Origin of the sequence: Modestobacter italicus (assembly GCF_000306785.1) — a bacterium.
Taxonomy (GTDB): Bacteria; Actinomycetota; Actinomycetes; order Mycobacteriales; family Geodermatophilaceae; genus Modestobacter; species Modestobacter italicus.
The window spans coordinates 3,477,301-3,495,550 of record NC_017955.1 but is presented as its reverse complement, the minus strand read 5'-3'; the positions used below and the strand labels follow the sequence as shown (position 1 = coordinate 3,495,550).

General features: G+C 76.9%; 19 protein-coding genes and 1 pseudogene. 9 read left to right on the top strand and 11 right to left on the bottom strand.

All coding sequences use genetic code 11. The features are described 5' to 3' along the window. Positions 1–91: 91 nt before the first annotated feature. Complete coding sequence (locus MODMU_RS16720; protein WP_014741500.1) at positions 92–1,249, bottom strand: alpha-hydroxy acid oxidase; 1,158 nt, start codon at positions 1,247–1,249, stop codon at positions 92–94. A 13-nt stretch (positions 1,250–1,262) separates the two neighbouring features. Between MODMU_RS16720 and MODMU_RS16715 the strand changes: the two genes are divergently transcribed. From MODMU_RS16715 to MODMU_RS29625, 3 genes and pseudogenes are all read left to right on the top strand, one after another. Further along, positions 1,263–1,586, top strand: coding sequence for an Rv2175c family DNA-binding protein (locus MODMU_RS16715; RefSeq protein ID WP_014741499.1), 324 nt, complete (start codon positions 1,263–1,265; stop codon positions 1,584–1,586). Positions 1,587–1,596: 10 nt separating this feature from the next. Further along, positions 1,597–1,941 (top strand): lycopene cyclase domain-containing protein, encoded by a 345-nt coding sequence (locus MODMU_RS16710; RefSeq protein WP_014741498.1) that lies wholly within the window; start codon positions 1,597–1,599, stop codon positions 1,939–1,941. After that, positions 1,938–2,147, top strand: a pseudogene (locus MODMU_RS29625) (lycopene cyclase domain-containing protein); the annotation flags it as partial. The gene MODMU_RS16710 and the pseudogene MODMU_RS29625, both read left to right, overlap by 4 nt. Here the strand turns inward: MODMU_RS29625 and MODMU_RS16705 are convergent. Genes MODMU_RS16705 through MODMU_RS16695 form a run of 3 tightly spaced genes read right to left on the bottom strand, consistent with a single transcriptional unit; the run spans position 2,144 to position 5,777 of the window. Then, positions 2,144–3,085, bottom strand: coding sequence for a phytoene/squalene synthase family protein (locus MODMU_RS16705; protein WP_014741496.1), 942 nt, complete (start codon positions 3,083–3,085; stop codon positions 2,144–2,146). The pseudogene MODMU_RS29625 and the gene MODMU_RS16705 sit on opposite strands and share 4 nt — an antisense overlap. Next, positions 3,082–4,632 carry a phytoene desaturase family protein gene (gene crtI, locus MODMU_RS16700; RefSeq protein ID WP_014741495.1) on the bottom strand — a complete coding sequence of 517 codons (1,551 nt, stop codon included), beginning with the start codon at positions 4,630–4,632 and terminating at the stop codon, positions 3,082–3,084. Before crtI ends, MODMU_RS16705 begins: the two co-directional genes overlap by 4 nt. Next, positions 4,629–5,777: a polyprenyl synthetase family protein gene (locus tag MODMU_RS16695; protein WP_014741494.1), complete on the bottom strand. Its 1,149-nt coding sequence runs from the start codon at positions 5,775–5,777 to the stop codon at positions 4,629–4,631. The genes crtI and MODMU_RS16695 overlap by 4 nt, the downstream gene beginning before the upstream one ends. A gap of 92 nt (positions 5,778–5,869) precedes the next feature. Between MODMU_RS16695 and metF the strand changes: the two genes are divergently transcribed. Further along, positions 5,870–6,793, top strand: coding sequence for a methylenetetrahydrofolate reductase [NAD(P)H] (metF, locus tag MODMU_RS16690; RefSeq protein WP_014741493.1), 924 nt, complete (start codon positions 5,870–5,872; stop codon positions 6,791–6,793). On the opposite strand, the gene MODMU_RS16685 is transcribed toward metF, so the two are convergent. Further along, positions 6,765–7,400 carry a hypothetical protein gene (locus tag MODMU_RS16685; RefSeq protein WP_014741492.1) on the bottom strand — a complete coding sequence of 212 codons (636 nt, stop codon included), beginning with the start codon at positions 7,398–7,400 and terminating at the stop codon, positions 6,765–6,767. The genes metF and MODMU_RS16685 overlap by 29 nt on opposite strands. A gap of 38 nt (positions 7,401–7,438) precedes the next feature. Next, positions 7,439–8,311, bottom strand: coding sequence for a hypothetical protein (locus MODMU_RS16680; RefSeq protein ID WP_014741491.1), 873 nt, complete (start codon positions 8,309–8,311; stop codon positions 7,439–7,441). Between the two features lie 119 nt (positions 8,312–8,430). Here MODMU_RS16680 and MODMU_RS27165 point away from each other — a divergent pair, with 119 nt between their 5' ends. The 3 genes from MODMU_RS27165 to MODMU_RS16665 are packed head-to-tail and all read left to right on the top strand — an operon-like array spanning position 8,431 to position 11,275. Continuing rightward, positions 8,431–9,537: a LolA-like protein gene (locus tag MODMU_RS27165; RefSeq protein ID WP_231851656.1), complete on the top strand. Its 1,107-nt coding sequence runs from the start codon at positions 8,431–8,433 to the stop codon at positions 9,535–9,537. Next, a complete protein-coding gene (locus tag MODMU_RS16670) occupies positions 9,534–10,469 on the top strand; it encodes an ABC transporter ATP-binding protein (RefSeq protein ID WP_041795360.1) in 936 nt (311 codons plus the stop codon). The genes MODMU_RS27165 and MODMU_RS16670 overlap by 4 nt, the downstream gene beginning before the upstream one ends. After that, positions 10,466–11,275 (top strand): ABC transporter permease, encoded by an 810-nt coding sequence (locus tag MODMU_RS16665; RefSeq protein WP_014741488.1) that lies wholly within the window; start codon positions 10,466–10,468, stop codon positions 11,273–11,275. The genes MODMU_RS16670 and MODMU_RS16665 overlap by 4 nt, the downstream gene beginning before the upstream one ends. Before the next feature lie 23 nt (positions 11,276–11,298). Here MODMU_RS16665 and MODMU_RS16660 read toward each other — a convergent pair whose 3' ends face one another. Continuing rightward, positions 11,299–12,117 carry a lipase family alpha/beta hydrolase gene (locus tag MODMU_RS16660; RefSeq protein WP_014741487.1) on the bottom strand — a complete coding sequence of 273 codons (819 nt, stop codon included), beginning with the start codon at positions 12,115–12,117 and terminating at the stop codon, positions 11,299–11,301. A gap of 66 nt (positions 12,118–12,183) precedes the next feature. Between MODMU_RS16660 and MODMU_RS16655 the strand changes: the two genes are divergently transcribed. Further along, the gene (locus MODMU_RS16655; protein ID WP_014741486.1) at positions 12,184–12,852 is read left to right on the top strand and encodes a CDP-alcohol phosphatidyltransferase family protein; all 669 of its coding nucleotides are present in this window, start codon (positions 12,184–12,186) and stop codon (positions 12,850–12,852) included. Between the two features lie 127 nt (positions 12,853–12,979). Continuing rightward, positions 12,980–13,957, top strand: coding sequence for a carbohydrate kinase family protein (locus MODMU_RS16650; protein ID WP_014741485.1), 978 nt, complete (start codon positions 12,980–12,982; stop codon positions 13,955–13,957). A gap of 60 nt (positions 13,958–14,017) precedes the next feature. On the opposite strand, the gene MODMU_RS16645 is transcribed toward MODMU_RS16650, so the two are convergent. From MODMU_RS16645 to MODMU_RS16630, 4 genes are read right to left on the bottom strand one after another with little or no spacing between them, the layout of a single operon-like run. Then, a complete protein-coding gene (locus MODMU_RS16645; RefSeq protein WP_231851655.1) occupies positions 14,018–14,680 on the bottom strand; it encodes a flavin reductase family protein in 663 nt (220 codons plus the stop codon). Beyond that, positions 14,677–15,840 carry a glycosyltransferase family 2 protein gene (locus MODMU_RS16640; RefSeq protein WP_231851654.1) on the bottom strand — a complete coding sequence of 388 codons (1,164 nt, stop codon included), beginning with the start codon at positions 15,838–15,840 and terminating at the stop codon, positions 14,677–14,679. Before MODMU_RS16640 ends, MODMU_RS16645 begins: the two co-directional genes overlap by 4 nt. Then, a complete protein-coding gene (locus MODMU_RS16635) occupies positions 15,837–16,613 on the bottom strand; it encodes a carotenoid biosynthesis protein (RefSeq protein ID WP_166503517.1) in 777 nt (258 codons plus the stop codon). Before MODMU_RS16635 ends, MODMU_RS16640 begins: the two co-directional genes overlap by 4 nt. Then, positions 16,610–18,211, bottom strand: a complete 1,602-nt coding sequence (locus MODMU_RS16630; protein WP_041795359.1) for a phytoene desaturase family protein — start codon at positions 18,209–18,211, stop codon at positions 16,610–16,612. Before MODMU_RS16630 ends, MODMU_RS16635 begins: the two co-directional genes overlap by 4 nt. Positions 18,212–18,250: the final 39 nt, after the last annotated feature.

Here is an 18,250-nt window from a genome sequence, read left to right as displayed (position 1 = left end):
AGGAGTGCCGGGTGGGACAGCCGAGGTGGACGCGCACCGGGCCCGGCGGCCACGGCGCGCCCGCGGACCGGACCCCGGCCGCGCGCCGCGTTCAGCGGGCTGCCCACGGCGCCCGGACGACGGTGTCCCGGGGCACCGCGCGCACGTCGTCCAGACCACACAGGGCCATGGTGTGCGCCAGCTCCTCGGTCAGCCCGCCGAGGACGCGCGCCACGCCGTCGGCGCCGCCGGTGGCCAGCCCCCACGCCGTCGGCCGGCCGACGAACACCGCCCGGGCGCCCAGCGCCAGCGCGGTCAGCACGTCGGAGCCGGTCCGGATGCCGCCGTCGGCGTAGACCTCGGCGTCGTCGCCGACCGCCGCCACCACCTCGGGCAGCGCCTCGGCGCTGGCGACCGCGGGGTCGGCCTGCCGCCCGCCGTGGGTGGACACCCACACCGCCGACGCGCCGGCGGCCACGCAGCGCGCGGCGTCGTCCCCGCGGAGCACGCCCTTGACCACCACCGGCAGGCCCGAGACCGCGGCGAACCGCTCGACGTCGGCGTAGGTCCAGCTCGGGGTCGCGGCCGCCCGCAACGGCGGCTGGGCTCCCTGCACCGGCGGGTGGTTGGCAAGCAGCAGGCCGGCGGGCAGCGCGAAGCCCGAGCGCAGGTCGCGCAGCCGCCGGCCCAGCACCGGCAGGTCGACGGTCAGGACCAGGGCGGTGTACCCGGCCCGGCCGGCCCGGCGGGTCAGGTCGTCGGTGTACGCGGGGGAGTGCAGCCGGTAGAGCTGGAACCAGCGCGGGCCGGCCGGGCTGACCGCGGCGACGTCCTCCAGCGAGGTGGTCGCGCTGGTGGACACGGTCATCAGCGACCCGGTCGCCGCGGCGCCGCGGGCGGTGGCGCGTTCGCCGTCCGGGTGGGCCATGCCCTGGTAGGCCCAGGGCGCGACGCCGACCGGCGTGGTGACGGCGGTGTCCAGCAGCGTCGTGCCCAGCTGCGGGGGCGCCCCGCCGCGCAGCACCCGGGGGCGCAGCCGCCAGGCCCGCCAGGAGCCGGGCGCCTCGGTCAGCGTGGTCTCGGCGCCGGCCCCGCCGGCGTAGTAGTCGTACACGTCGGGGGGCAGCTGCCCGCGCGCCTGCTGCTCCAGCGCCGCGAGGTCCAGGAACGGCGGCTCGCGGTCCGGGTCGTCGGGCAGCGCCGGCTCGTCCGCGGCGCGCTGCCGCTGGGTCAGCCGGGGACCGATCGCCGCGTCGTCTGCGCTCGCCATAGGCTGGGAGCCTATGGACACGCTCACTCCTGCGGAGGTCGCCGAGCAGCTCGGCGTCTCGGCCAACAAGGTGCGCCAGCTCATCGCCGAGCGGAAGCTCATGGCGGTGCCCGGCAGCGGCAACAGCAAGATCCCGGCGGACTTCCTGCAGGACGGCGCGGTCCTCAAGCACCTGCCCGGGCTGCTCACGGTGCTCTACGACGGCCGGTTCACCGACCAGGAGGCCTTCGAGTGGCTCTTCCGCGCCGACGACTCGCTGCCCGGCACGCCGATCGAGGCCCTGCGCGGCGACCGGCACACCGAGGTCACCCGCCGGGCCCAGGCGCTGGCGCTGTAGCCGCCGGCTCATGGGGCACCTGACCTACCTGTCGCTGCTGGTCGGCTGCCTCGTGGTGACCGCGCCGCTGGAGCTGCTGCTGGGCGTGCGGGTCTACGCGCGCTGGCGGCGGCTGCTGCTGGCGGTCGTCCCGGAGTTCGTCGTGTTCGTGGTGTGGGTGCTGTACGCGATCGCCGCCGGGCACTGGGACTACAGCGCCACCCGCACCCTCGACGTCCGGCTGCCCGGCGGCATCCCGGTGGAGGAGGTGCTGTTCTTCCTCGTCGTCCCGGTGTGCGCGGTGCTGGCGCTGGAGGCGGTGCGGAAGGTGACCGGCTGGGACGCCGGCTACCCGGCGGAGGAGGCGGACGCATGACCTACTCGCAGATCGCCGTGGCCGTGCTGGTCGCCGTCCTGGTCGTCGACCTGGCCGTGCTGCGCACCCGGATGGTCACCCGGCCGGTGTTCTGGGTCGCCCACGCGATCGTGATCGTCTTCCAGCTGCTGATGAACGGCGTGCTCACCGGCCTGGACGTGGTCACCTACGACCCGGACGCGATCTGGGGGCCGCGGATCGCCTACGCCCCGGTCGAGGACCTGCTGTTCGGCTTCGCCCTGGTGCTGCTGACCCTGGCCAGCTGGGCGGCGGTCAACCGGCGGGCGAACACCGCCAGGCGGCGCGGCCTGGACACCCGCACCCGGCGCTCGAGCACCCGGTAGTCGGCCTTCTCGATCTCGGTCAGGATGCCGCCGTAGAGCGCGGTGGCGGCCCGCACGCAGTCCCGGGACTCCCGCGCCAGCATCGGCGTGCCCGGGGCGGCGTCGTCGTAGCGGCGGCGGGTGACCGCCACCATCTCCCGCATCAGCTCGCGGAAGCCCGGTGTGAACTGCCGGGCGGCCAGCTGCTCGCGGGTCACGCCGTGCGCGCTCATCAGGTCCTCGGGCAGGTACACCCGACCGCGGTCGACGTCCTCGGCGACGTCGCGCAGGAAGTTGGTCAGCTGGAAGGCCTCGCCCAGGGCGATCGCGTGCGGGGCGGCCTCCTCCCGCGCGACGCCGGGGGCGGTGCCCAGCACGGGCAGGACCTGCAGCCCGATCACCGACGCCGAGCCCCACATGTACCGGTCCAGGGCGTCCAGGTCGGCGTAGCCGGTGACGTCGAGGTCGCTGGTCATCGCGGCGAGGAAGTCGACCAGGTGCTCCAGCGGGATGTCGTACCGCCGGTAGGTGTGCACCAGGGCCAGCCGCACCGGGTCGTCGGACCAGCCGTCGGACAGCTCGTCCAGCAGCGCCTTCGACCAGGTCGCCAGGTCACCGGAGGGGTCGGCGCCGGGCACGTCGACGAAGTCGTCGGCGGTCCGGGCGGCGGCGTAGAGCGCGTGCACCGCGGGCCGGCGGTCGGGGGTGAGCAGCCGGGTGGCCAGGTGGTAGCTCTTGCCGTGCCGGGCGGCGATCGCCGCGCAGTGCGCGTAGGCCGCGTCCAGCGCCGCCTGCTGCTGCGCCCGGGTCGGGGGGATCACGAGACCCGCCCGGTGATCCGCTCGGCGGCCAGCCGGCCGCTGATCACGACCATCGGCACCCCGACCCCGGGCTGGACCGACGACCCGGCCAGCACCACGTTCTCCGGCCCGCGGCGGGGCAGCGTCGAGGGCCGGAACGGCCCGGTCTGGCCGAAGGTGTGCGCGAGCGCGAACGGGGTGCCGGCGGCCATGCCCTGCGCCGCCCAGTCCACCGGGGTCAGCAGCTCCTCGACCTCCACGGCGTCCCCGATGCCGGTCCAGCCGCGGGCCTCCAGCGTCCGCACCAGCTCCTCGCGGTAGCGCGGCGCCAGGGCCGGCCAGTCCAGGTCGGGGTTCCCGCCGCTGCGCGGGTCGAGGTTCGGCGTCGGCGCGACCACGCTGAGCACCTGGCAGTGCCGTCCGTCCGCGGAGTCGGGGGCCAGCGACCGGTCGGTCACCGAGGGCATGCTGATCAGCAGGCTGGGGTCGCTCATCGGCCGGCCGTCGCGGGTGAGCTCGTCGAAGACCTGCTCCCAGGCCGCGCCGAAGCTGATCGTGTGGTGCGCCTGCCCGGGCAGCTCGGCCCGCACCCCGAGGTGCAGCGCCACGCAGGACGGCGAGTACACCGGCCGGCGGGGCCCGCGGAGCTGGGGCACCAGTCGGTGCGGGGCGTCGCTGGTGACCACGACGGCGTCCGGGACCAGCCGCTCGCCGTCGGCCAGCCGCACCCCGGTCACCCGGCCGCCGGACATCTCCAGGTCGGTGACGTCGGTGTCCCAGCGGAACTGCACGCCGGCGTCGGCGGCGGCCGCGGCCATCGCCCGGGGGACGGCGCCGATGCCGCCGACCGGGTGCCAGACCCCCGCGCCGATGTCGAGCTGGGCGATCACCGCGTAGGCGGCGATCGCCCGGAACGGCGAGACCCCGGCGTAGAGCGCCTGGAAGCTGAACAGCCGGCGCAGCCGCTCGTCGGCGAAGAAGCCGGCGACGTGGGCCGACAGCCGGCGGAAGCCGCCCCGCCGCACCAGGGTGAGCAGCTCGGGGCCGAGCAGGTCCAGCGGGGAGTCCAGGTTGCGGTCGATGAAGGTGCGCAGCTGCAGCCGGTACAGCTCGGCCAGGTCGTCGAGGTAGCGGTGCAGGGCGGCGGCCTCGGCCGGGCCGCACAGCCGCTCCACCTCGGCGGCGAAGGCGGTCCGGTCGGCGTGCACGTCGAGGTGCTCGCCGTCGGCGAACTGGGCCCGGTAGGTGGTGTCGAGGGGGAGCAGGGTGAGCCGGTCCTCCATCCGCTCGCCGACCGCGGCGAAGGCGTCGGCCAGCAGCTCGGGGGCGGTGAAGACCGACGGGCCGGTGTCCAGCGTGTAGCCCGAGCGGGTCAGCACGCCGGCCCGGCCGCCCGGCCCGCTGCCGCGCTCGACGACGGTGACCTCGCGGCCGGCGCCGCGCAGCCGCAGCGCCGCCGACAGCCCGGCCAGGCCGGCACCGACGACGACGACGCGGTCGGTGCGGCCGGGGACGGTGCGCAGGGTGCGGTTGCTGCGGCCCCGCCGTGACCTCGCGAGCTCGGTCACGCGGCGCGGGAGGTGGCGGCGACGGCCAGGGCGTCCAGCGCCCGGCCGGCGTCGGCGGCCAGCGGGGCGGCGGAGATCGCCACCCGGGCGCGGCGGGTCTGCTCGGCGATCCGCTCCTCGACCCGGCGCAGCGCGCCGCTGCGGGTCATCAGCGACCGGACGCCGTCCAGCTCCTCGGCGCCGGCCGCCGAGTTGCCCAGCGCGCCGGCCAGCAGCGCCCGGCCGGCGTCGTCGGTGCCCTCCTCGGTGAGCGCGACCAGCAGCGTGCGCTTGCCCTCGCGCAGGTCGTCGTCGGCGGACTTGCCGGTGACCGCGGGGTCGCCGAACACGCCCAGGACGTCGTCGCGGAGCTGGAACGCCTCGCCCAGCGGCAGGCCGATCGCGGTGCACACCTCCAGCGCGTCGGGCCCGGCGCCGGCCAGCGCGGCGCCCAGCTGCAGCGGGCGCTGCACGGTGTAGCCGGCGCTCTTGTACCGCGCGACCGCCAGCGCCCCGGCCGGGCCGGGCAGGCCGCCGGCGGCGCGCAGCAGGTCGAGGTACTGGCCGGCGGTGACCTCGGTGCGCATGGTGTCCCAGACCGGGCGGGCCCGGGCCAGCGCCTCGGGGGAGATGCCCGAGCAGCGCAGCAGCTCGTCGGACCAGACCAGCGCCAGGTCGCCGACCAGGATGGCCGCGCCCACGCCGAAGGCGTCCGCGTCGCCGTCGAGCTGGGCGCCGCCGTGCCGCCCGGCGAACCCGACGTGCGTGGCCGGCCGGCCCCGCCGGGTGTCGGCGGCGTCCATCACGTCGTCGTGCACCAGCGCGCTGCTGTGCACCAGCTCCAGCGCGGCGACCGCCCGGAGCACCGCCTCGTCGGACTCGGCGGCCGGGTCGCCGGCGTCGACGAAGCCCCGCCAGCCCCAGTAGGCGAAGGCGGGCCGCAGCCGCTTCCCGGCGCCGGCCACGGCGACGACCTCGTCGGCCACCGGTACCAGCTCCTCGGCCATGCCGGCCAGCGTCGCCCGCTGCTCGGTGAGGAAGGAGCCCAGCGCGGCCTCCACCGAGGCCCGCAGCCGATCGAGGTCGGCGGCGGCCAGGGCCGGGACGGCGAGCTCCCCGGGGGTGCCGTCGACGGTGGTCCCACGCTGCTGCGTCCCGACTGTCACAGGGCGAGTATTGCCCAACTCGGTGGGGTGCTGCCGCCGGTGACCCCAGGTGCCGCGCCCCGGACGCCCCGACGCCCGTACGCTCGCCTGTCATGACCGGCACCGTGCGCGAGCTGCTGCAGACCGAGCAGCCCACCTGGTCCTTCGAGTTCTTCCCGCCCAAGGACGACGCCGGCGAGGCCCAGCTGTGGACCGCGCTGCGCCAGCTCGAGCAGCTGCGGCCCTCGTTCGTGTCCGTCACCTACGGCGCCGGCGGCTCGACCCGCGAGGGCACCGTGTCGATGACCGAGCGGATCGCCACCGACACCACCATGCTGCCGCTGGCCCACCTCACCGCGGTCGACCACAGCACCGCCGAGCTGCGGCACGTGGTCAGCCGGCTGGCCGCGGTGGGGGTGCGCAACCTGCTGGCGCTGCGCGGCGACCCGCCCGGCGCCGACCCGCAGGCCGAGTGGGTCGCCCACCCCGAGGGCGTGCGGCACGCCGCCGAGCTGGTCGAGCTGATCAAGGGGATCGGCGACTTCTGCGTCGGGGTGGCGGCCTTCCCGGAGCGGCACCCCCGCTCGCCGGACCTGGAGTTCGACACCGACATGTTCGTCGCCAAGTGCCGCGCCGGCGCGGACTTCGCGATCACCCAGATGTTCTTCCGGGTCGAGGACTACCTCCGGCTGCGCGACCGGGTCGCCGCCCGGGGCTGCGACGTCCCGCTCATCGCCGGGGTGATGCCGGTGACCAACGCCCGGCAGATCACCCGGATCGTCGAGCTGTCCGGGCAGGCGTTCCCGACCGAGCTCGCCGACCGGTTCGCCGAGCTGGACGGCGACACCCCCGAGCACAAGCGGGCGGTGCGCGCCTACGGCGTGGAGGTGGCGACCGACATGTGCCGCCGGCTGGTCGCCGAGGGCGTGCCCGGCATCCACTTCATCACCATGAACCGGTCGACGGCGACGCGCGAGGTGTTCCAGGCCCTGGCCCGGGCCGACGCCCTCAGCGGGGCAGCGCGACCGCCGCGCTGAGCAGGTCCTCGGCCCGGCGGGCGGCCCGGCGCAGCGCCTCCCGCTCGGCGGCGTAGCCGCCCACCACGCCGACCACCGGCAGCTGGGACAGCGCCCGGTGCCGCAGCTTGCCCTTGGGCCGGGCGTCCAGCGCGTCGTCGATCCGGCCGAGCAGCCGGGCGGCCCGCCACAGGCTGCGGGCCGCGCCGTCCATGCCGGACCGGTCGTCGCCCAGCGCCTCGTCGACGTACACGCCACGGCTGCGGGCCAGCAGCGGCTCGACCCGCTCGGCCGGCAGCTCGCGGTCCAGCAGCACCCGGGCCAGCAGCGAGACCCGGTCGGCCTGCTCGGTCAACCCGTGCTCGCGGGCCACGCCGAGGACGACCAGCGCCTGCACCGCCGAGCCGACGGTGTTCTGCAGCGGGAGCAAGCCGGCGAGCCGGCCGGCGAACCGCGGCGTCGCGGAGACCCCGGCGGCGACCCGGCCGACCTGGTGCGCCCACCAGGCGGCCCGCTGGGCGGGGGGCAGGTGCGGTGGGCGGCCGAGCCGCTGCACCAGCGGGCCGAGCCCGCGGTCCACGCGGCGCAGCACGTCGACGACGACGGCGTCGCTGATCGGGGCGGCCATGGGAGCAGACCGTAGGCGGTGGGCGGGCGTCCCGCAGGTCAGCCGGGGGGCTCGGGCGGCAGGGCCAGCGGGGCGCGGGTGCGGGTCATCAGGTCGACCAGGTCGGTCATCGCGTGCCGCACGGAGGCGATGTCCTCGGCGACGTCGCCCAGCCCGGCGTCCCGCCGTCCCGGCCCGGCGGCCGTCTCGACGGTGAGCACGTCGACCTCGGCGGCGCTGCGCTCCAGCCGCTCCAGGTCGGCGAGGTGCTGCAGCTCGGTGGACAGGGCGGCGGCCTGGTCGCGGTGCCGGATGAGCGCGTCGGCGCGCCGGCCCAGCCGGCGGGCGGCGTCGTCGAGGGCGGCCTGCTGGCGGTCCCAGAACTCGGCGGCGGGGCCGGCGGGCCGGGGCCCCAGCCCGGCGCGGGCCTGGCGGATCCGGTCGGCGAGCGCGACCACCTGGCCGACCTCGGCCTCGCCGTCGAACGCCGCGCGGGTGGCGGCCAGGAACGGGGAGTGCCAGGACGGCTCGCGCAGGGTCTCGGCCCAGGCGCGGCTGGCGGCGCCGGCGACCCGCGCCTCGATGGTGTCCCAGGCGGCCAGGGTCACCTCCGGCGGGGTGACCGGCCGGCGCAGCTCGGTGCGCACCTGCTCCTCGCGGTACCGGACCACCGCGACGCCGGCCAGCGGCACCAGCAGCGCCAGGCCACCGGTCAGCCCGACCGCCAGCACGCAGGCCAGGGTCCGCTCGGTGCGGTCGGCCCGGCGCCACGCGCGCCCGCACCGGGCCAGCCAGTCCAGCCGGGCCACCACGGCCGTCGCCCGGTCCAGCGCGGTCTCCCGCGGTGGGACCGGGCGCGGGCCGGGACCGATCACCAGCCGACCGCCGGTGAGGTAGCGCTCGGGCCACAACGGCCGGGCTCCCTCGGACACGCCTGCACCCTGCCGCACCGGCGGGCTCCCACCGCGACGGCGCACCGCAGCGGGAGCCCCTGACGACCAGCATGAAGGTTCAAGCACCGGTCGGGCGGAGCGCGACGTACCGTGGCCGGGTGGCTGGGCGACGGAGCGGGGCGGCCGGCCGCTGGGCCGTGGTGGGGGTGGCCGTCGCCGTGCTCTGCGCGCTGCCGTCGCTGGTCGCCGCGCTGCCCGCCTCCGACGCCGCCACCTCCGCCGCCGACCTGCGGGAGCGCGCGCTGGGCTCCGCCGACGTCGCGTTCTCCGGCTACGCGCAGGCCGCCGGCGGCCTCGCGCTGCCCGTGGGCGAGCAGCTGACCGACGTCGCCGACCTGCTCAGCGACCGGACGACGATGCGCGCCTGGTACCGGGCCGCCGACGACTGGCGGGTCGACGTGGTCACGCCCACCGGCGAGACCGACGTGCACGCCGACGCCGGCGGCAGCTGGACCTGGGACTACGCGCACGCCACCGCGACCCGGACGGCGCCGACCCCGCTGGCCCTGCCCACCGCCCCCGACCTGCTGCCCAGCGCGCTGGGCCGCCGGCTGCTGGCCGAGGCCCGCGACGACGAGCTCAGCCGGCTGGGCGCCGAGCGGGTCGCCGGCCGGGACGCCCTCGGCCTGCGCGTCGTGCCGGCCGAGGTGGCGTCGTCGGTCGCGCAGGTCGACGTCTGGGTGGACGCCGACAGCGGCGTGCCGCTGCGGGTGCAGGTGGTCGCCGAGGGGGCCGCGGAGCCCGCCCTGGACACCGGTTTCCTCTCCCTCGAGCTGGGCACCCCCGCCGCCGACGTCACCGCCTTCGACGTGCCCCCGGGCGCCGACGTGCGCGAGGGGCAGGACGCCCAGCTGCTGCAGGCCGCCTCCCGCGCCGGCCGGGACGACCGGCTCGCGCTCCCCGCCGCGCTGGCCGGGCTCGAGCGGCGCACCATCGACGGCGCACCCCGGTCGGTGGGCGTCTACGGCCGCGGCATCACCCTGCTGGCGGTCAGCCCGCTGCCCGGGCGGGTCGCCGGGCCGCTGCTCGACGCCCTCGTCGTCGCGCCCGGGGCGGTGGTCGACGCCCTCGGCGTCCGGATCGCCGCCGGGCCGCTGGGCCTGATGCTGGTCGACGGCCCGGAGGGACCGGTGCTGCTCGCCGGCACCGTCGACCTGGACGCCCTGGCCACGGCCGCCACCGAGTTGACCGGAGGGGACAGCTGAGCACCGTCATCGGCACCGAGGGACTGACCAAGAGGTACGGCCAGCTGCGCGCCGTCGACGGGATCGACCTGGACGTCCGGGCCGGCGACGTCTACGGCTTCCTGGGCGCCAACGGGTCGGGCAAGACGACCACGGTGCGGATGCTGCTCGGGCTGGTGCTGCCGACCTCCGGGACGGTGCAGCTGCTGGGCGAGCCGATGCCGAAGGGCGCCCGCCGGGTGCTGCCGCGGGTCGGCGCGCTGATCGAGGGCCCGGCCCACTACGGCCACCTGTCCGGGCGGGCGAACCTGGCGCTGATGGACGCCGCCGGGCCCGGGGGCTCCCGGCGCACCCGCACCGCCCGCATCGACACGGTGCTCGAGCAGGTCGGCCTGGCCGGGGTGGGCCGCAAGCCGGTGAAGGCCTACTCGCTGGGCATGCGGCAGCGCCTCGGGCTGGGTGCCGCGCTGCTCCGCCGTCCGGAGCTGCTGGTGCTCGACGAGCCCACCAACGGGCTGGACCCGCAGGGCATCCACGAGATCCGCGACCTGCTGCTCGACCTGCACCGCGGCGGGACGACGGTCTTCCTGTCCAGCCACCTGCTGGCCGAGGTCGAGCAGCTGTGCACCCGGGTGGGCGTGCTGGACCGCGGCCGGCTGGTGCTGCAGGACCAGCTGGCCACCCTCACCGCGCCCACCGGGGCGACGGTCGTGGAGACCCCCGACCCGCAGCGGGTCCGCGCGGCGCTGGACGGCCGGGTGCTCGCCCTCGACGCCACCCGCGCGGTGGTGCGCGGGGCCGACCCGGCGGAGGTGAACGCCGCGCTGGTCGCCGCCGGGGTGCCGGTCACCGGGCTGCAGCTGCAGCGCCCGTCGCTGGAGGAGGTGGTGCTGGCCGCGGCGAGCACCAGCGCCGACCGGGTGGACGCGCCGGGGGAGAGGTCGCGCCGGTGATCGCCGTCGAGCTGCGGAAGCTGTTCCGCCGCCCTCGCACCTGGGTGACCATCGCGCTGCTCAACGCGCTGCCGGTGCTGGTGGCGGTGCTGCTGGCGGTCACCGACCTCGCGCCCCGGCCGGGGGAGGGGCCGGTGTTCCTGTCCGCCGTGCTCACCAACGGCACGCTGTACCCGCTGGCCGCGCTGGCCATCGTCCTGCCGCTGTTCCTGCCGATCGCGGTCGCGCTCATCGCCGGTGACTCGGTGGCCGGCGAGGCGCAGGCCGGCACGCTGCGCTACCTGCTGGCCCGCCCCGCCGGGCGCACCCGGCTGCTGGTGGCCAAGCTCGTCTCGATCCTGGTGTTCGTCTTCGTCACGGTGGTCGTCGTCGCCGTGGTCGGTTACCTGGTGGGCCGGCTGCTGTTCGACGTGCAGCCGCTGGGCGGGACGTCGGTGTCCGGCACGGACCTGACCTCCACCGAGATCGCCTGGCGCACGGTGCTGGCGATCGGCTACGTGGCCGTCTCGATGCTCGGGGTCGCGGCGTTCGCGCTGTTCTTCTCCACGCTCACCGACTCACCGCTGGCGGCGATGCTCGGCGCGCTGGGCATCCTGGTGGCGTCCTCGCTGCTGTTCACCCTGGACGCCGCGTCGTCCTTCGCGCCCTACCTGCCGACCCGGTACTGGCTGGCCTTCGTCGACCTGTTCCGGGAGCCGATCCTGTGGCGCGACGTCGTCCGCGGGCTGGCCCTGCAGGGCGTCTACGTGGTGGTGCTGCTCGGCGCGGCCTGGGCCAACTTCACCACCAAGGACATCAGCTCCTGACGGAACCACCAGAGGTGGTCCGCTCAGCCGGCGGAGAGCCGGGCGCAGTCGGCGGTGGTGAGCTGGACGGGCGGACCGGCGGCCAGCTCGGCCAGCACGATGCCCTGCACGAGCGCGTCGGAGGGCAGCTGGCCGTGGCCGACCCGGGAGTCCGGGCAGACGTCCTGGACCGGCAGCTCCACCGCGCCGGCCAGCCGGGCGGAGTCCGGCGGGGTGACGGTCTCGTCGGACGTCGTCCACACCGAGACCCAGGTGGGGCCGGCCGGGGTCTCGTCGCCGGCGTTCAGCTGGGCCAGCAGGTCGCTGCTGGTGGTCAGCTGCTGGCAGCCGGCGGGGCACTCCGCCGGGAGGATGCCGGCGGCCAGGTCGGCGATGGTCGTGCCGTGGTGCGGCGAGCCGAGGGTGAGCACCCGCCGGGCCTGCTCGGCACCGCCGTCGGCGGCCCAGATCCGGGCGATGACACCCCCGGCGGAGTAGCCGACGACGTCGACGCTGTCCGCGCCGGTGCGCGCCAGCGCGTCGTCGACCGCGGTGCCCAGCGCCTCGGCGGAGGCGGTGAGGTCGCCGGTGCCGTCGCCGGGCACCGGCACCACGGTGGCGTCCCGGCCTTCCGCGGTCAGCCGGTCGGCGAGCGGCCGCAGCGAGGCGGTCGACCCGCCGTAGCCCGGGACGAGGAGCACCGGCCCGGGGGTGTCGTCCTGCGCCGCCTCGGCGCTGCTGCCGGCACCGCCGGACAGCCGGGGGACGACGACGGCGGTGGTGACCACGGCAGCGACGACCACGACGAGGGCGAGCAGCACCAGCACGAGGCGGCGGCGGGCGGGGGACAGACCGGCGAGCACGCACCCACTGTCCCCGCTCGCGCTGTGCGCGCCACGTCCGGCGGGGCGACGTGGTGGACTGCACCGGTGCTGAGCCGCGACGAGTACCTGGCGGCCTGGTCCCGCTGGCACGGCGGCACCGACCCCGCCGACAGCCGGCTGGTGCACGGCTGGCTGACCCTCGCCTACACCCTCGCCGTGCCGCTGGCCCGGCTCTCGCCGCTCGTCGCCACCGCGCTCGGCCTGGCCGTCGCCGGCGCGGCGGTCGGGCCGGCGGCGGCGGGCGGGGCCTGGCTGGTGCTCGCCGGCGTGCTCGTCGGGCTCTCCGGCCTGCTGGACTCCCTCGACGGGGCGCTGGCGATCGCCGGCGGCCGGGCGTCCCGGCGCGGTTTCGTGCTGGACTCGGCGGTCGACCGGCTCACCGAGGTCGCCTACGCGCTGGCGCTCTGGGTGGCCGGTGCCCCCGGCTGGCTGGCGGTGGCCTTCGGCGCGCTCTGCTGGCTGCCGGACTACCTGCGCGCCCGGGCCGGTCAGGCCGGGGTCAGCGAGACCGGCGCCATCTCGGTGTGGGAGCGCCCCACCCGGGTGGCGATGGCCGGGTTCACCCTCGGCGGGGCCGGCGTGGTCGCCGGTCTGGACCTCGCCGAGGAGGTGGTCATCGCCGGCGCGGCGGTCGGCTGCCTGCTCGGGGTGGTCGGGACGGCGCAGCTCGGCGTGCAGCTGCGGCGGGCGTTGGGTGACGACGCGCGACAGTGACCGGCCGATCGGGGTGGCCCGCCCCGACGAGGGGCTCAGGGCTGCTCCTACGCTGTGTCAGCCCCGGTGCCGGTCCCCGGCCGGGGTCAGCCGGCCATGGTGGCCACCGTTCCCGGGAGAGCCCCCCATGTCCGTCGTCGTGACCGGGTCCATCGCCACCGACCACCTGATGACCTTCCCCGGCAGGTTCACCGACCAGTTCGTCGAGGGGAAGATGGAGAACGTCTCCCTCTCCTTCCTCGTCGACGACCTGGTGCAGCACCGCGGGGGCGCCGGGGCGAACATGGCCTACGGGCTCGGCCTGCTCGGGCTGCGGCCGGTGCTGGTCGGCGCCGTCGGCAGCGACTTCGACGACTACGACTCGTGGCTGAGCCGGCACGGTGTGGACACCGGCAGCGTGCACTGGTCGGAGCTGAAGCACACCGCCCGCTTCACCTGCACGACCGACGCGGCGAACAACCAGATCGCCTCCTTCTACTCCGGGGCGATGTCCGAGGCCTCGCTGATCGAGCTCGCGCCGGTGGAGAAGCGGGTCGGCGGTGTCGACCTGGTGATCGTCGGCCCGAACGACCCCACCGCGATGGCGCAGCACACCCGGGAGTGCCGGGAGCGCGGCTACCCGTTCCTCGCCGACCCCTCCCAGCAGCTGGCGTGGGCCGACGGCGAGCTGATCCGCGAGCTGGTCGAGGGCGCGGACCTGCTGTTCACCAACGAGTACGAGCACGCGCTGCTGCTGCAGAAGACCGGCTGGACCGACGCCGAGGTGCTCGCCCGGGTCGGCACCTGGGTCACCACCCGGGCCGCCAACGGGGTGCGCGTCGAGCAGGCCGGCGCGGAGACGATCGAGGTCATCGCCGTCCCGGAGACCAAGCCGGTGGAGCCCACCGGCGGCGGCGACGCGCTGCGCGCCGGCTTCGTCGCCGCCCGGCAGTGGGGCCTGGGCGTCGAGCGGGCCACCCAGGTCGGCTCGGCCGTGGCGACGGCGGCGGTCGAGGTGATCGGCACCCAGGAGTACTCGCTGCCGCGCGAGCCGTTCCTGGAGCGGTTCGCCGAGGCCTTCGGTCCCGACGCCGCCGACGAGGTCGCCCCGCACCTCCCCGCCTGACGGGCCAGGCACAGGAACCTATGCACCCGGTTTTCCGTGTGAAACCGGGTGCATAGGTTCCTATGCCTGGTCCCCGCGGAGGCGCTCGCCGATCTCCGGGTCGGCCTCCCAGCTGCGGAAGGGGATCCGGCGGATCTCCTTGACCTCGCCGATCGTCGACCACTCGTTGCCGCCGAGCCGGGCCAGCGGCTTGAGCTCCTCGATCCGCGGCCGGCCGTCGCGCACGGCCGTCCCGTGGACGGCGATGTGCACCACCCGGCCGAAGACCACGGTGCTGTCACCGAAGGACACGGTGCCGTGCAGCACACACTCGAGCGACACGGGCGACGCGGCCACCCGGGGCACCCCCACGACCTCGCTGGGCTCCAGCCGGACCCCGGTGTGCTCGGCCTCGTCGTGCTCCGGCGGGAAGTCGGTGCCGGTGGCGTTGACCTGCTCGAAGAGCGCCTCGGGGGTGAGGCTGATGGTGAACTCGCGGGTCTGCTCGGCGTTGGTGAGGGAGTCCTTGCGACCCACCGAGGTGAACTGGACGACCGGCGGGTCGACGCAGGCGACCGTGTAGAAGGAGTGCGGGGCCAGGTTCAGCACGCCCTCGGCCGAGCGGCTGCACACCCAGGCGATCGGCCGCGGCACGACCACCGAGTTCAGCACCCGGTAGAAGGCGCTGGGCTCCATCTGGGCGGGGTCGAAGTGCACGCGCGGCGCAGGGGTCTGTTCGGTCACCGGCCCATCGTCGCCGAGGGGCCCGCGCCCGGCTCGGCCGAGGTCAGCGGGCGGCCCCGCCAGTGCAGCGCACCGCGCCGGTGGCCGGCGACCGAGCGGGCGACCAGCACGTCCAGCAGCGCGATCGACACCGGGTGGGCCAGCGCGTCCGGCCACACCCGGCCGCCGGTCCGCGCCGCGACCACCGCCCGGCCGGCGACCCCCGCGGCGTACCCGGCCAGCCCGGCCCGGGAGCCCGCCAGCGCGGCCAGCGGCGGCAGCAGCCAGACGGCGCTGAGACCCGCGGCCGCGGCGACGGCCGCCGCGGGCCGGCCGCCGAGCGCGGACCACAGCGACTTGGCGTAGCCGTCGCGCACGCCCGCCCAGCCGTCGTACATCCGGCAGCTGGCCAGGGTGGAGCCGTCGACCACCACGCCGCGGCCGCCCGACGCCTTGACCGCGCGCAGCAGGGCGACGTCCTCGATCACCTCGCCGCGCACCGCGGCGTGCCCGCCGGCCCGGTCGTAGGCCGCGCGGCGGACCACCAGGAACTGCCCGTTGGCGGCGGCCAGCGACGGGCGGGAGGAGCGCTCGGCGAGGCGCAGCGGCAGCAGCGTGCCCCACAGCCACTGCTGCAGCGGCTGGACCAGCCGCTCGGCCGCGCTGCCGGCCAGCTGCCGGGGCCAGGGGGAGACCAGGTCGAGGCCGGCGTCGTCCAGCACGGCCACGGCCCGGGCGAGCGCGTCGGGGGCCAGCCGGACGTCGGCGTCGAGGAACACCAGCACGTCGACGTCGCCGGCCGCCGCCGCACCCTCCGCGCAGGCGTTCGGCTTGCCCAGCCAGCCCGGCCCCGGCGGGGTGCCCGGCCGCAGGGTGACCCGGTCGTCGGCGACCGCGCGCACCTCGGCGGCGGTGCCGTCGGTGGAGCCGTCGTCGACCACGACCACCCGCAGGTCGGGGACGCCGCGCTGGGCGAGGACCGCGGCCAGGCAGCCGCCCACCTGCCCGGCCTCGTCGCGCACCGGCAGCACCACGGCCACCCGCAGCCCGACCGGGCCGGGCGCGGCGGGGGGACGGCGCAGCAGCGCGGTGTTGACCGCGGCGTGCAGCGCCCCCAGCACCGACAGCCCGGCGCAGACCCGCACCAGCCGGCGCACCGGCCTGCTCGCCGGCCTGCTCACCGGCGCAGCCGGACGACCACGGCGGCCAGCACCGGCAGGGCCAGCACCGCCGCCCACGCCGCCGACCCGGGCAGCCCGAGCCAGCCGGCGTGCGCGAGCGCGCCGCCGAGGGTCATCCAGCCGAGCACCAGCAGCGGCGCGGCGTCGGAGGTGCGGGACCGGGTGCGCCCGACCAGCAGGTCCAGCAGGGTCATCAGCACCACCCCGGCCAGCAGCCAGCCGGCCAGGTTGGTCAACGGCACCGTGTCGATGCCGGGCAGGCCGGGGGAGGGGTGCGCCCAGCGCCAGTACCCGGCCTGCACCATCTGCGGGTCCAGCACGACGTCCCAGCCGGCGAAGACGTAGGCGGCGACCAGCACCCGCACCGGCCGCGAGCGGGGCGCCAGCCAGGCGGCGAGCACCCAGCTCGGCCAGGCCATCATCAGCCAGGCCAGCGGGACCAGGAACGGCACGCCCAGCAGGGTGGGGCCGAGCTCGTCGCTGTAGGTGTACCCGCCGTAGGGGAACCCGGTGGCCAGGCCGAGCGCCTCGAACAGCACCGCCACCACGGCGACCAGCCCGAGGACCGCCAGCCCGGTGCGCAGCCCCCGGCTCACCGCGGCGTGGGCCACCGAGACGGTGGCGCCCAGCAGCACGATCGCCCAGCTGACCGCGTCCCGGGCGGCGCCGTCGGTGAGCGGGTAGGCGATCGCCGTGCCGACGAGCAGGAGCGCCGGCACCACCGGGACCCAGCCGCGGCCGGCCGGGCGCCGCACCGCGAGCGCCGCGGTCACCGGCGCCGTGCCCGGAGGCGGCGGCCGACCTCCGCCCGCACCCGGGCGGCGGGACGCCGGTCGGCGAGCACCACCCGGGCGGCGGTGCGCCCGGAGTTGCCCGAGACGCCGCCGCCGGGGTGCGTGGAGGCGCCGGTGAGGTAGAGCCCGGCGAGCCCGGGCACCCGGTGACCGGACAGCGCCGGCGTCGGCCGGAAGCCGAACATGCTGGCCAGGCTCATCTCCACGTGCATGACGTTGCCGCGCAGCAGCGAGAGCTCCTGCTCCAGCCGCAGCGGCGTCTGGACGTACAGCCGCTGCACCGAGTCGGCGAAGCCGGGGGCGTACCGGTCGACGGCGGCGATCAGCTGGCGGGCGGCCGGCTCGGCGAGGGCGTCCCAGTCGGCGCCGTCGGCGAGGGCGTAGGGGTACCACTGGCCCCAGATGGTGACGACGTGCTGGCCGGCCGGGGCGAGGGTCGGGTCGCTCGCGGAGAACGACATGGCCAGCGGCACCGGCTCGCGCGGCACCTCCCCGGCGAGGAAGTCGCCGTGGGCGCGGGCCAGCTGCGCGCGGTCGGTGCACAGCAGCTGCAGCCCCTGCAGCGCCTCGTCGCCGGCGCCGGGGTAGGCGGGCAGGGCGTCGGTCTGGCAGCGCAGCACCAGGCCGAAGCCGTTGCCCAGCGGCGGGTCGGCGTCGGCGAGCGCCGGGGGCGCGTCGTCGCCGGCCAGGTCGCGGGTGGCCAGCACGTGGCAGGCGGCGACCACCACGGGCGCGGTGACCCGCCGGCCCGACGTCGTCTGCACGCCGGTGACCCGGCGCTCGCCGTCCGGGCCCTCGACCAGCAGCCGGGCCGCGCCGTCGCCGAGGGTCACCCGGCCGCCGTCGGCGGCCAGCCGGGCGGCCAGGGCCTGGGTGAGCCCGCCGGAGCCGCCGACCGGGTGGCCGGGCGGGACGTCGTGCAGCAGCGCCACCCAGCCGACCATCGCGGCGGTGCCGGGCTCGGACATCGGCGGGCCGGACTGGGCGCCGAACCAGGCCAGCGCCGCCTTCAGCCGCTCGCTGCCGAACCAGCGGTCCAGCAGGGCGTCGCCGGAGCCGAGGAAGTCGACGGCGATCTCCCCGCCCGGCGTCCGGGGCCGCCGGGAGCCGATCGGCCACAGGTGCCGCACCAGCCGCGCCGGGCTGGGCCGGTCACCGAAGGCCTGCACGACCGCGGCGCTGCGCGGCCCCCAGACCTCGACGAACCGGCGGTAGGCCGCGGCGTCGGCGTCACCGCAGGCGGCGGCGATCGAGGCGCAGGTGGCGTCGAGGTCGACGGAGAACACCAGCGGCCGGCCGTCGGGCCCGGCGTCCCCGGGGACCGGTGCCGGCGCGAACCCCCACGGGTCGCAGTCGACGTAGCGGAGCCCGAAGCGGTCGAGCTCGAGCTCCTCGACGATCCCGCTGTGCCGGATGATCACGTGCGCGCTGGAGCCGCGGTCGACGCGGACCCCGGGCCACCGCTCGACGGTGGAGACGGCGCCGCCGAGGACCGGGTCGGACTCCACCACCTCGACCGACAGGCCGGCGCGGGCCAGGTGGCAGGCGGCGACGAGCCCGTTGTGGCCGGAGCCGATGACGACGGCGTCGACCGAGGTGTCGCGGGGGTCGGGAAC

Coding starts and splice junctions, on each gene's coding strand:
- MODMU_RS16720 (WP_014741500.1), bottom strand. CDS start 1,249: ATGGCGAGCGCAGACGACGCGGCGATCGGTCCCCGGCTGACCCAGCGG.
- MODMU_RS16650 (WP_014741485.1), top strand. CDS start 12,980: ATGTCCGTCGTCGTGACCGGGTCCATCGCCACCGACCACCTGATGACC.
- MODMU_RS16710 (WP_014741498.1), top strand. CDS start 1,597: ATGGGGCACCTGACCTACCTGTCGCTGCTGGTCGGCTGCCTCGTGGTG.
- MODMU_RS16685 (WP_014741492.1), bottom strand. CDS start 7,400: ATGGCCGCCCCGATCAGCGACGCCGTCGTCGTCGACGTGCTGCGCCGC.
- metF (WP_014741493.1), top strand. CDS start 5,870: ATGACCGGCACCGTGCGCGAGCTGCTGCAGACCGAGCAGCCCACCTGG.
- MODMU_RS16715 (WP_014741499.1), top strand. CDS start 1,263: ATGGACACGCTCACTCCTGCGGAGGTCGCCGAGCAGCTCGGCGTCTCG.